Annotated in this window: 9 protein-coding genes; all 9 read left to right on the forward strand. The window is 48.7% G+C overall.

All coding sequences use genetic code 11. The annotated features are described in order from the left end of the window. Positions 1 to 2 precede the first annotated feature (2 nt). The 9 genes from BP95_RS0107495 to BP95_RS0107535 all read left to right on the forward strand — a co-directional run bounded on the left by BP95_RS0107495 (position 3) and on the right by BP95_RS0107535 (position 12,920). A complete protein-coding gene (locus BP95_RS0107495; protein ID WP_036666834.1) occupies positions 3 to 2,651 on the forward strand; it encodes a DUF5696 domain-containing protein in 2,649 nt (882 codons plus the stop codon). Continuing rightward, complete coding sequence (locus BP95_RS0107500; RefSeq protein ID WP_028531809.1) at positions 2,648 to 3,562, forward strand: carbohydrate ABC transporter permease; 915 nt, start codon at positions 2,648 to 2,650, stop codon at positions 3,560 to 3,562. The genes BP95_RS0107495 and BP95_RS0107500 overlap by 4 nt, the downstream gene beginning before the upstream one ends. Positions 3,563 to 3,578: 16 nt before the next feature. Beyond that, positions 3,579 to 4,559, forward strand: a complete 981-nt coding sequence (locus BP95_RS0107505; protein ID WP_021254475.1) for a carbohydrate ABC transporter permease — start codon at positions 3,579 to 3,581, stop codon at positions 4,557 to 4,559. 109 nt (positions 4,560 to 4,668) lie between these two features. Continuing rightward, entirely contained in the window at positions 4,669 to 6,165 is a 1,497-nt protein-coding gene (locus BP95_RS0107510) for an ADP-ribosylglycohydrolase family protein (RefSeq protein ID WP_231515071.1), read from the forward strand. 680 nt (positions 6,166 to 6,845) lie between these two features. After that, positions 6,846 to 8,591 carry a biosynthetic-type acetolactate synthase large subunit gene (ilvB, locus tag BP95_RS0107515; RefSeq protein ID WP_021254477.1) on the forward strand — a complete coding sequence of 582 codons (1,746 nt, stop codon included), beginning with the start codon at positions 6,846 to 6,848 and terminating at the stop codon, positions 8,589 to 8,591. Further along, positions 8,591 to 9,088 carry an acetolactate synthase small subunit gene (gene ilvN, locus BP95_RS0107520; RefSeq protein ID WP_028531812.1) on the forward strand — a complete coding sequence of 166 codons (498 nt, stop codon included), beginning with the start codon at positions 8,591 to 8,593 and terminating at the stop codon, positions 9,086 to 9,088. Before ilvB ends, ilvN begins: the two co-directional genes overlap by 1 nt. 185 nt (positions 9,089 to 9,273) lie before the next feature. Then, positions 9,274 to 10,266, forward strand: a complete 993-nt coding sequence (gene ilvC / locus BP95_RS0107525) for a ketol-acid reductoisomerase (protein WP_021254479.1) — start codon at positions 9,274 to 9,276, stop codon at positions 10,264 to 10,266. 138 nt (positions 10,267 to 10,404) lie between these two features. After that, a complete protein-coding gene (locus BP95_RS0107530) occupies positions 10,405 to 11,955 on the forward strand; it encodes a 2-isopropylmalate synthase (protein ID WP_028531813.1) in 1,551 nt (516 codons plus the stop codon). A 272-nt stretch (positions 11,956 to 12,227) separates the two neighbouring features. Further along, positions 12,228 to 12,920, forward strand: coding sequence for a hypothetical protein (locus tag BP95_RS0107535; protein ID WP_021254481.1), 693 nt, complete (start codon positions 12,228 to 12,230; stop codon positions 12,918 to 12,920). The last annotated feature ends 82 nt before the right edge of the window (positions 12,921 to 13,002 follow it).

A 13,002-nucleotide genomic window follows, 5' to 3' on the forward strand; every position in this document is an offset into this window, starting at 1 on the left:
ACATGAAAATCTCATTACGCAAGTCTCGTGATTCCGGAACTGTCGCACCCACACGGCGACGGAAGTGGAATTGGAGAACCATAAGCATAGCTGGGGCGATTATGGCTGTGCTGCTGCTCCTGTTCGTTCTGTTCCAACCAAGAAGCCTGCCGCGCACAGGAGATGCAGCGATGCCGGACTTCGGTGTATCCACATCGCTAGGAGCGGTCAAGGGAACGGTTGCGCTCGCATCGAATACCCAGTTATCAGCAGCCCGTCAACAGGTAGCAGGCATGGATCGAGTGGCAGCAACAGATGTCCTGGAATTATACGTAAACAAAAGCACGGCAGAAGCTGCCGTCGTAGATCTTCGAAGTGCTGCGGTGTGGTGGACGAATCCACAGGATCGAGACCAGGACGGTATGGCCAGCCCGTTAATCAAGGGCAAGCTTGGCGCCCAATTGTCGCTTACCTACTTAATGCCGAATGGACAGACGAAGGATTATGACAGCTTCAATGACAGTGTTGTCCATAAGACCTTCACCATCCAATCGGAGTCAGACGGCATGACCGTCGTGTATGAATTTGGTAATCCGGAACGCGGCGCAGAAGCGATTCCACTCAAGATTAGCAAGCAGCGGCTGGAAGAGAAAATATTGAATAAGCTCGACCAGAAGGATCGGAATCAGATGTTGACTCGCTTCCGTCTAAATGAGGATACGGGGATCTATGAACGTAGAGAGATTCCGAAGTCAGCGCTCAAGAAAGTGCTCGATCTAATAGAGAAGGCTGGATATACCGAAGAGGATCTGAAGTCCGACAATGAGCAGAACGGTGTTATTGAAGGAGAGGGCGGAGGCAGTGCATCCTTTACGGTGCCGCTTCGCTACAAGCTTGATGGGGAGCACCTGCTGGTAAGTGTGGATGCCTCGGCAATCAAGGCGCAGCCCCCATACCGGCTGCATACCCTCGATGTTCTATCCTCCTTCGGTGCGGCAGGTAAGAAGGAGAACGGCTATTTGTTCGTGCCGGATGGTTCGGGCTCGCTTATTCATTTCAATAATGGCAAGAACTACGCCCAAGGATTAGTCCTTCCTGTATACGGCGAGGATCCAAGCTTCTTCAAGACAGAGCAGTTGAATACGTATGAGACGGTTCGTATGCCTATATACGGCATGAAGCGGGACACGAGCTCTTTTCTAGCGGTCATCGAGGACGGAGACGCGATGTCGACCCTTTATGCAGATGTCAGTGGAAGGCAGCATGAATATAACTGGATTGGCCCCCAGTTCACCGTATTGCCGAAGGACAAAGTTATGCTGAATGCCAGGGAGGAGCTTATTAAGACGCCTGCAGAGCCATACGCAGGACAGCTGCAAATTCGCTACATGTTCCAGAATCGCGAAGAGGCAGGATATTCGGGGATGGCGAATGCATACCGGGATTATTTGATGCGCAAATACCAGCTGAAGCCGCTGCGCGAACAGGCTGATAAGGCTGTTAAGCCAGCGGATGCGCCATTTTACGTAGAGGCGATCGGTTCGATTTCTAAAGTAAAGACCTTCTTGGGCGTTTCTTATGATTCGCCAGTGCCGCTCACCACATTCGATGAAGCCGGTCAGATGGTGGAGGAGCTTGCAGCTAGAGGAGTCTCCAATATTCAGATGAACTATGCCGGATGGATGAACGGAGGGATTCAGCATAAGCTGCCGAACAACGTGAAGGCGGTTCGTGAGCTGGGTGGAAGAGATGGACTGAACCGGCTTCGTGAACAGCTGCAGGCCCGAGGGGGAACCTTGTATCCGGAGTTCTCGCTTGGACGTGTATACAATGATGATGGGTGGAACGCAACCAAGGACAGCGTACAATCGCTTGGCCGAATCTCGTTGAAGTTTTTCCGATTCAATGCAGCTAATTTCAAGAAAAATTACGAAGCATTCTCCCATTCATTATTGTCGCCAGCGTTGTACCCAACCGTCATGAGCCGTTACTTGGAGTATGCAGAGCTGCTAGCGGATGATGGTGTCTCTATTCAGGATTCAGGAAGCGAGATCTACTCCAACTTCAATCTGAATGAACCCATATTGCGTCAGAAGTCAATTGCCTTCGTCAGCAAGGCGCTGAAGCAAGCGGCGGATCGGGGCAAGGTCATGCTGCAAGGCGGCAATGCGTATGTGCTTCCTTATGCGAGCCAGATTATCCGCGCACCGATGCAGAGCAACAGATTTCAGATAACGGACGAGATGATTCCTTTCTATTCGATGGTTATGCATGGCTTGATTCCTTATGCAGGTGAAGCATTTAACGGGGTGGAGAATCAGGATGTGAACAGGCGGATGCTGCAAGCGGTAGAGACAGGTTCTAACATATTCTTCAGCTGGCTTGCGGCGAGTACAGAACAGCTCCGCGATACGATGTGGGATGACTTCTTCGCCGCAGAGTATTCGCAATGGCTCGACGAAGCAGCTTCTGCGTACCGGCAGCTGAATGAGCTGCACCATAAGGTTGGGGATGCATTTATGATCAAGCATGAGCGTCTGGCGGATGATGTGGTGCAGACGACTTACAGCAACGGTGTGCGCGTCATCGTCAACTACGGCAATGCGCCTGTTCAGGTAGGCGCAGCGGCGGTGGAAGCGGCCAACTATCGCATAGAGGAGGGGAGCAAGTGAAGCTGTCGATTGGAAAACGAAGAAGACCCTCGCTTGAACGAAAGAAGGCGATGTTTGGCTGGCTTTTTATCTCACCATGGTTGATCGGATTTTTGCTTCTCATGGCTGTTCCGCTCGTACGATCGCTGCTCTTCAGCATAAGCCATTTGAGTCTGACAGAGACGGGCTACAAGCTGTCATCTGTTGGATTTGAGAATTATACAAAAGCATTCACCGTTGATCCCAACTTCAATCGGCTCTTAATTGAAGCGACAATGAACATGCTTGCGAATGTGCCGCTAATTATCTTTTTCAGCTTATTTTCAGCAGTGCTGCTCTCTCAGAAGTTCCGCGGGAGAATGCTTGCCCGTGCAATCTTCTTCCTGCCGGTAGTGCTTGCTTCCGGTGTTATTCAGGGCATAGACAGCTCGAACTATCTTGCCCAGATGCTAGGGGATGTTGCATCAAGCGTAGAGGGCAATTTCTCAGGACTTCGCAGTATGGGACTGCGTTCTTTGCTGATAGAGATGGGGATGAGCGGCGATATCGTATTTTATCTGACTAGCGCTGTTGATCGCATCTATTACATTGTAGCGGCGTCGGGTGTGCAGATATTGATATTTTTAGCTGGGCTGCAGTCCATATCGCCTTCCTTGTATGAGGCTTCCAAGATTGAAGGAGCAACGGGCTATGAAGCATTTTGGAAGATTACATTCCCGATGATGTCGCCGCTTATTTTGACAAATACGGTCTATACGGTCGTAGATTCGTTCACGAATAATGGAGTTACAGGTTATATTCATCGGATGGCGTTTAGGGAGAATAACTTTGGCTTAAGCTCAGCGATGTCTTGGGCATATTTCCTTATCGTATCTATTATGCTCGGAGCGTGTGTCTACTTTATTTCCAAACGGGTCTTCTATTATGACTGAGAAAGGGGAGAGAAGCATGTCTTCTATCGCAAGACAAAAGGCAGACGCAATAGGTCGACGTATGGAACGATGGAATGCGGAAGTTCGTCCCCTTGACCAGCTGAAGAAGTGGCTGTGGATTTGTGCGCGAACCTTGCTTATCGTTGGGATCTGCTACATCATCCTGTACCCGCTCATTACGAAGCTGTCCATGGCGATTCGGGATCGGATGGATTTGTTTGATACGACGATCGTATGGATTCCGCGTCATTTTACATGGGACAATTTCAAGACGGCATTTGATATGCTGGAATATCCCGCCGCGTTCTGGAATTCTGCGATGCTGAGTCTAGGGACTTCCGTTCTGCAAATGGTCTCCTGCGCTTTAGCCGGGTACGGCTTCGCGCGGCTGAAATTTAGGGGAAGGGGCATTCTGTTCACGTTAGTAGTGTTCACGATTGTCATCCCGCCGCAGACCATTATGATCCCGACGTATTTGAATTATCGATTCTTCGATATTTTTGGTCTCTATGAGCTGTTCACCGGCAAGCAAGGGGTTAACTTGCTGGAAAGCTATTGGCCGTTCTTTATTTCCTCTACATTAGCAATGGGGATGAAAAACGGGCTGTTCATTTTTATTTTCCGTCAATTTTTCCGCGGCCTGCCGAAGGAGTTAGAGGAAGCCGCTTATGTGGATGGAACAGGGGTTCTCGGTACGTTCTGGAGAGTCATTATTCCGAATACCGTGCCGGCAATCGTAACGGTGCTGCTGTTCTCTATCGTCTGGCAGTGGAATGACAACTACTATGTCTCTCTATATATGAATTATACGCAGGTGCTGTCCTCGACGCTTGCCAGCATGCCAGGGGCATTAGGGCGGATTACGACAGATCCTTCCTATATTTCGCAGCTTATGAATACAGGAGCACTGCTTGTCATGATGCCAATGATCATTTTGTATGTATTTGCCCAGAAGTATTTTGTAGAGAGTGTTGAGCGTACGGGGCTTGTCGGATAGTATTACAAACCATACCTTTTCCGCAGCACGAGTAATGTGCATGCACGAGAATGATGGGGTGTTTACTATATAATGGGATTACTGCCTTAGAAGAAGAGGAGATGGAGTTATGTGCAAAGGGAATATGCATATGCAGGCTGAGGAAATCCAGCACAATTGGGCGCATGGAAGCTGGAGCGAGTTGCTGCAGGCGGAATGGAAGCAGATGATCGAAGAAGGCAAGGAGACACAGGGCATTGCGGAAGCCTTAGAGGACTGGATCCATCATCATTCGCATGATGAGGAGGCTGCCGCAAAGCTGTATTGCGACATGTCCAATCGCCGCATTCGCAGCGATTTCCCCTTTACTGAGCCATCTGACTTGGAGAGCATCCGGGAGCTGAGACCTACGAACGCTCCATTTCGCTCAGAAGAGGAGCTCAAACGGGAATCGGCACTGCGGGATGACGAGTTCTGGCATGATCGTTTTCATGGGGCATGGGTTGGGCGCGCAATCGGCTGTGCGCTCGGCAAACCGTTAGAGGTGCCTCCATTTGTTGACGGAGCGGGTGGAATTCCGGGTTGGAAGTGGATTCGAACATGGCTTCAAGATGCCGATGCTTGGCCATTTCGGAATTACGTGCCGGGACATTCGCGCGCATCATCTATTGAGTTTCGTCCAGGTGAGAAACTGAGGATTTTCTTTCCAGACAGCCAGCTCGAGCAGATTCGCTTCATGGAGACGGATGACGATATGCGTTACGCGGTTCTTAGTCAGCTCTTAATGGAACGCCATGGATTGAAACTGAAGACGGAGCATGTCGCAGCGGTATGGCTGGAACGGCTCAGTCTAAAGCAGGTATTCACTGCTGAATGCATGACCTTCGTGAATTTAGAGCAGGAGCTGGCCGCCGTGCAGGACTGCAAGATGTCAGCTTCCAGTAATAAGCGGGAAGTAGACTGGGAACGAGTGCGTATGCACCTGAATCCCTACCGGGAATGGATTGGCGCCCAGATACGCGCGGATGTATACGGCTATTCTGCTCCTGGACGACCGGAATTAGCAGCAGAGCTAGCTTGGCGTGATGCCTCCCTATCCCATGTGAAGAATGGAATTTATGGTTCTATGTTCGTAGCAGCAATGATCGCTGCGGCTTTCTATGAACCGGATCCTGAACGCATTGTTCGGGCGGGGCTTGCTCAGATTCCAGACACGTCGCGTCTGGCTGCTGATATCGTCCAAGCGATTGAGATTGGCAAGACGTCGAAGAGTGAAGAGGAAGTAGCTGAGCGAGTTTGGAATTCGTTCGGTCATTATTCATGGGTGCACACCAATAACAATGCCGCGCTCGTTGCCGCTTCGTTGATTTTTTCTAAAGGAGATTTCGCGCGTGGTGTAACAACGTCCGTGCTGGGTGGATTCGATACGGATTGCAATGGAGCGACAGTAGGTTCCATTTTAGGAGCTTCTATGGGACATCAGCAACTTCCCGCACATTTCGTGCAGCCATTGAACGATACTTTATATGCGGATGTCGAAGGGTTCCATCCTATTGATTTTACTGCGTTAGCGCATCGTTCCGTTGTATTGTTCAGGGGGATTGAAAACGCTTTAGTAGGGAAGTGAAAAGGCGTATATTATTACGTTTTTCCAAATATAAAGTTCGGATATAAACTGTCCACTGAGCGAAAACAGGAACAATCATGCAAAAATGAGCAGTAATCCATAATGATTCACAAAAGAAAAAAATAAAGAATGCCCTATTGACTCCTGATAGGTGTAGGAATATAATGTTTCTAAACATTTGAAACATGACACATAATACCAACGGCAATGAAGAGGACGAAGTAGTAAGGGCTCTTATGAACAGAGAGCAGTCGGAGGTTTTGCTGAAACCGACGCCTTAACCCCTTATATGCGAGCTCACCTCGGAGCTGTTCTCCTGAACAGATGATTAGGACGCTAGAATGTATCGTTCTATCATGCGAGTAGGGAGAATCGTAGGGCGCGCGTTAGACGCTATGAGTATTCGTTATTGTCTATGGCATACGAATACTTGCTGAGATTTCATATTGCGAGATATGAAATGAATGCGGGTGGTACCACGGAAGCACAACCTTTCGTCCCTAATGCAGCAGTTTGCTGCGTGGGATGGAAGGTTTTTTTGTATTTGCCAACTCTCTCATTTCTCATCTTCATGTGATGAGTTGGCATAGTATGTGCCTGGCCAGGCAAGACATATCTTCACAAATGTAACCTAGAGCCCGAGTATGGAAATGAGTAAATATGCGTAAGGAGGATGTCGAATGAGCTCACATCGTACGGCAATGAGGTCAAAAGAAGAATTAAGACAGAAATGGATGCAGCCTGAAGTCATTACAGGCTCGGATATTTTGCTTCGCAGCTTGTTGTTGGAAGGTGTGGAGTGTGTGTTCGGATATCCAGGCGGCGCGGTGCTCTATATTTATGACGCCATGCACGGCTGTGAGGATTTCCACCACGTTCTGACCCGGCACGAGCAAGGAGCGATTCATGCAGCGGACGGATATGCCCGTGCAAGCGGCAAGGTCGGTGTATGTATCGCAACATCTGGACCAGGCGCGACAAACCTGGTTACAGGAATTGCTACTGCCTATATGGATTCGGTTCCGCTCGTTGTTATTACAGGCAACGTAGCGACGACCTTGATTGGCACCGATGCATTCCAAGAAGCAGACATTACAGGCATCACCATGCCGATTACGAAGCATAGCTATCTGGTACGCGATGTGAAGGATCTGCCGCGTGTCATTCACGAGGCATTCCACATTGCGAACACAGGACGCAAGGGGCCGGTTCTCATCGATATTCCGAAGGATGTATCGGCGGCGAAGACGCTGTTCGAACCGGTATCAACTGTAAATATTCGCGGCTATAACCCTAACGTTCAGCCGAACAAATATCAAGTCGATAAAATGCTGAAAGCGATCGAAGAGTCGAAGTCACCTGTGATTCTCGCGGGAGCTGGAGTTATCCATTCTGGAGCGCATGAAGAACTGTATGAATTCGTGAGCAAGACACAAATTCCAGTAACGACAACGCTGCTGGGACTTGGCGGATTCCCAAGCGGTCATGATCTGTGGATGGGCATGCCTGGCATGCATGGAACCTATACAGCGAACAATGCGATTCAGCAGGCGGATTTGCTCATTAACATCGGGGCTCGCTTCGATGACCGAGTGACGATGAAGCTTGAAGGTTTCGCGCCACATGCGAAAATCGTCCATATCGATATCGATCCGGCAGAAATCGGCAAAAATGTCCCAACGGACATTCCGATTGTAGGCGATATCCGTACTACATTGGAACTAGCCAATAAGACAGCAGCACGTGCAAACCATGCGGATGAATGGCGCGCTCGCATCATGCAGATGAAGGCGGATAAACCGCTTCAATTCATCGATTCGGATGAAGAACTGAAGCCGCAATGGGTCATCCAGCTGATCAATGATACGACCAAAGGGGAAGCCATCGTTACGACAGATGTCGGACAACACCAGATGTGGTCAGCGCAATATTATCGCTTCAATCATCCGCGCTCCTGGATTACTTCTGGCGGCCTTGGAACGATGGGATTCGGATTCCCATCCGCAATCGGAGCACAAATGGCCTTCCCGGATCGTACCGTTGTATCGATCAATGGCGATGGCGGCATGCAAATGTGTGCGCAGGAACTTGCAATCTGTGCGATTAACAATATACCGGTCAAGGTAGCGATCATCAATAACCGCGTGCTGGGGATGGTTCGCCAGTGGCAAGAAATTATTTATGACAATCGCTACAGCCATATTGACCTTGCTGGAAGCCCAGACTTCGTGAAGCTCGCGGAAGCTTACGGGGTAAGAGGATTCCGCGCGACGAACAAAGAGGAAGCAGAACAGGCATGGCAGGAAGCACTGAATACACCGGGGCCAGCGGTTGTGGAATTCGTTGTTCGCAAGCACGAGAATGTGTACCCGATGGTAACGCAGGGCTGCACGATTGACCAAATGATAATGGGGGATTGTGAATGATGAACATAACCAAACATACCATTGCCGTCATCGTGAACGATCAGCCAGGTGTTCTGCAGCGTGTCTCCGGTCTATTTGGCCGCAGAGGATTCAACATTGAGAGTATTACTGTAGGTGCTTCTGAGGAGCAAGGTCTCTCCCGCATGGTCATTGTGACCACGGGAGATGACCATATGCTGGAGCAGATCGAGAAGCAGCTGTACAAGATCGTTGACGTGATCAAGGTACTCAACTTAAGCTCCCAGCCAATGGTTGCTCGTGAACTTGCACTCATTAAGGTGAAGGCTGAGCCACACGTACGTCCAGAGATTCTTGGCGTCGTGGAGACGTTCCGCGCTTCCATCGTCGACATTGGACCAAGCACGCTTATGGTGCAGGTTGTCGGCGAATCGCAGAAGATCGAAGCGATGATTCAATTGCTGGAGCCATACGGAATTCGTGAGGTTAGCCGCACAGGAGTTACAGCCTTGATTCGCGGTCAAGTAACAGATAAGTAAGGAAGCGTCTGGACTTATTCCTACACGTATGGATTGAATCGAATAACGGCCTTCGAATGAGGGGGTATCTCAGGGGACAAGCGGAAGCTGTAAGAGGCCCGTGATTGTCACTTGAAATACCCGCCTCATTCGGGGGAGATTACTACACACTATTTATATAGGAAGAAAGAGGAGGACTCATACTTATGCCAGTTACAATGTACTATGAAAATGACGCTGAATTTAACGTACTGCAAGGAAAAACGATCGCCGTTATCGGTTATGGAAGCCAAGGACATGCTCAAGCGCAAAACCTGCGTGACAGCGGTCTTCAAGTGGTAATCGGTCTTCGTGAAGGCAAATCTGCAGACAAAGCTCGTCAAGACGGCTTCGAAGTGTTGTCCGTTGGCGAAGCTACTTCCCGTGCTGATGTGGTTCAAATCTTGATGCCGGATGAAACGCAAGCATCTGTATACAAAAATGAAATCGAGCCGAACTTGAAAAAAGGCGCAGCCTTGATGTTCTCTCACGGCTTCAACGTACATTTCGGTCAAATCGTAGCACCGAAAGACAACGATGTATTGCTCGTAGCTCCTAAATCCCCAGGACATCTTGTACGCCGTACGTATGTAGAAGGCTTCGGCGTTCCAGGTCTTATCGCAATCGAGCAAGATGCAACTGGCAATGCGAAGGCTATCGGCCTTGCATACGCGAAGGGCATCGGCTGTACACGTGCAGGGGTTATCGAGACTTCCTTCAAGGAAGAAACAGAGACAGACTTGTTCGGCGAGCAGGCAGTATTGTGCGGCGGTGTAAGCGCATTGATCAAAGCAGGCTTCGAAACATTGGTAGAAGCAGGCTACGCTCCTGAAATGGCATACTTCGAGTGCTTGCATGAGCTGAAGCTGATCGTTGACCTCATCTATGAAGGAGGCCTGGCTACAATGCGCGACTCCATCAGCAACACGGCTGAATACGGCGACTATGTTACAGGTCCTCGCATCGTAACCGAAGAGACGAAGAAGGCGATGAAGGAAGTATTGTCCGACATCCAACAAGGCAAGTTCGCACGCGACTTCATCTTGGAGAACCAAGCGAATCGTGCATTCCTGACAGCAACTCGCCGCAACGAAGCAAACCATCCGATCGAAGTGGTTGGCGGTCAATTGCGTGAATTGATGCACTGGATCAAAAAATAGGAAGTAAAAAGTAAGATTTAATCTCATATATATAGTTCAAAAAGTCCATACTGCAGCCTTTTCGGTGCTATTCATGGGCTTTTTGAACATAAACTGATACTTGTAAAGCTCCACAGACTACAGAAGGAGGTGCAGCCGGTGCGCAAAATTTATATTTTTGACACGACGCTTCGGGATGGAGAGCAGTCCCCTGGCGTGAACCTGAATACGAAGGAGAAGCTTGAAATCGCGCTTCAATTGGAGCGCCTAGGCGTCGACCGCATCGAAGCGGGATTCCCTGCGGCATCTCCTGGTGACTTGGCAGCCGTGAATGCAGTGGCAAAAGCGGTGAAGCAATCTACGATTGTCGGCCTGTCCCGTTCCCGTATTCCGGATATTGATGCAGCTTATGAAGCGCTGAAGGGTGCAGAGGATGCTTGCTTGCATCTCTTCCTTGCCTCTTCGCCAATTCATCGCAAGCATAAGCTCCGCATGGAGAAGGAGCAGGTACTTGAGACAGCTGAAGCAGCTATTCGCTATGCGAAGAAGTATTTCAGCAAAGTTGAGTTCTCTCCAGAGGACGCGGGCCGTACGGAGATCGACTTCTTATGCCAAATGACAGAGATGGCGATTAAAGCAGGCGCTACCGTTGTGAACATTCCGGATACGGTTGGATACTTGTCGCCGTATGAGTACGGCAACATATTCAAGACGCTGAAGGAGAATGTACCGGGAATCGAGACGATTCAGCTTAGTGCACATTGCCATGACGATTTGGGAATGGCGACTGCTAATGCGCTCGCTGCAATCTTGAACGGTGCAGATCAGATCGAAGGGACGATCAACGGTATTGGGGAGCGTGCAGGCAATACTGCAATTGAAGAGGTTGCGATGGCGCTTGATACGAGATCGAGCTTCTATGAGGCGAAGACTTCGCTCGTCTTGTCTGAGATTGCGCGTACGAGCCGACTCGTCAGCAAGCTGACAGGCATGCCGATCCCAGGCAACAAGGCGATCGTGGGTGCCAATGCCTTCGCGCATGAATCCGGCATTCATCAAGACGGCATGCTGAAGGAACGGTCAACGTATGAGATTATTACGCCAGAGACGATCGGACTTAAGGAAAGCAAACTCGTGCTCGGCAAGCACTCCGGCCGTCATGCCTTCCGTGAGAAGCTGATTGATCTTGGCTATGACTTGGATGAAGAACAGCTGAACGGAGCTTTCGCCAAGTTCAAGGAATTGGCAGATAAGAAGAAGGAAGTATCGGATGAGGACATCCGAGCCATACTCGAGGAGAAACTGATCGATACGCCTGAGGTGTACTCGCTCGAGACGATATACGTCGCTTACGGGAACCAAGCAATTCCGGCTGCGAAAGTGCGTATCGTAACATGGGAAGGCAGTGTTCTTGAGGAAGAGTCGGAAGGCAATGGCTCTGTTGATGCGATTTATAAAGCAATCGACAAGGCTACGCAGGAAGATGTTGAGCTCGTTGACTATTCCATTAAGTCGGTCACGCAAGGCAAGGACGCGCTCGGTGAAGTGCATGTCGTTCTCGCACAAAATGAAATATCTGTGCTTGGCCGTGGTGTAAGTACAGATATACTCGAAGCGAGTGCACGTGCTTATGTCGATGCGCTCAATCGACTGATTGAGAAACGCAAGCAAGGTACAGCCAGTCGTCGCGACAAGATCGGCCTCGTATAATGGACGACAGCTAATAAGCAAAGCTTCCACGACGATTAAAACAAGTGGTATAAAGTATGCGATTAGTTAGCCATACTTTCCCGTGAAGCGACAAAAGACAAAAGTGTTTTTGTTATTGTAGAACAGAGAGAGTGCCTGATTGAAGGGCGCTCTCTTTTATTTTCGTAAAAATAGATTTTATCGTAGATTACTTGATGTAAATATGTTACATTAATAACAACATAATGTATATTACATAAGAATAATCCAAATATGAAGGGAGTTTCTAAAACATGAAACAAATTCGTACATGGAAAATTGTTCTTGCTTGTGCTATGGTATTTAATGTATTTGCACTTTCGGCAGGTGCAGAAGCAGCTCCTAATGCTGCCATTTCTTTGTCGTCACAAGTGTCTGTGCATGATGTTGTGCCGTCTGAGTATTTTGCTAAATACGCTGGAAAGTACAAGTCTTACGAAGAAGCAGCAAACGCAGCAGGATTTGCGGTAAGCCAGGTATCGCAGACAAGGCAAGGAGTGCTTTCTGACACAGTCGCAAATTATGTCAAAATCAATACGGTCGATGAATATGCTGCTCTGTTAAATTATTACAATGAATTCTCTTCTGCAAAAAATACTGCCACAACAAGTATTTCAAGCGAATTTGCTACCATGGCTGACGGCGATTACACAATTAAACATGAGAAAACGTGGAATGACAACAAGATTTCATGGATGAAAGCATATGTTATTGCAACATATAATAAAGACAGAAAAATTATTGGCACTCCAACTACTGATAGTGGTTTGTACGGATTCCACCCTGGAAATTCATGGGAGCATAAAAGTTCGAGATCAAGTGTTAACGTCAACAGTCAGCGAACTGGTGGAAGTGCTACAATTGTCGGAGAGTTATCTTTGTACATCATTATTGACGGCATTGGAAGAGTGGCAACCAAAGAGCTTGAGTGCTACATGAGCTTCTAAATCTAAAATATCTTGAATATCTGGTTATTACTGTAAATTAAATAACGGGCAACTCATAATGTTGTCCGTTATTTAATATATT

It is taken from the genome of Paenibacillus sp. UNC217MF, from assembly GCF_000686865.1.
In the GTDB taxonomy this organism is placed as follows: domain Bacteria; phylum Bacillota; class Bacilli; order Paenibacillales; family Paenibacillaceae; genus Paenibacillus_B; species Paenibacillus_B suaedae.

Coding starts and splice junctions, on each gene's coding strand:
- BP95_RS0107535 (WP_021254481.1), top strand. CDS start 12,228: ATGAAACAAATTCGTACATGGAAAATTGTTCTTGCTTGTGCTATGGTA.
- ilvB (WP_021254477.1), top strand. CDS start 6,846: ATGAGCTCACATCGTACGGCAATGAGGTCAAAAGAAGAATTAAGACAG.
- ilvN (WP_028531812.1), top strand. CDS start 8,591: ATGAACATAACCAAACATACCATTGCCGTCATCGTGAACGATCAGCCA.
- BP95_RS0107510 (WP_231515071.1), top strand. CDS start 4,669: ATGTGCAAAGGGAATATGCATATGCAGGCTGAGGAAATCCAGCACAAT.
- BP95_RS0107505 (WP_021254475.1), top strand. CDS start 3,579: ATGTCTTCTATCGCAAGACAAAAGGCAGACGCAATAGGTCGACGTATG.
- BP95_RS0107495 (WP_036666834.1), top strand. CDS start 3: ATGAAAATCTCATTACGCAAGTCTCGTGATTCCGGAACTGTCGCACCC.
- ilvC (WP_021254479.1), top strand. CDS start 9,274: ATGCCAGTTACAATGTACTATGAAAATGACGCTGAATTTAACGTACTG.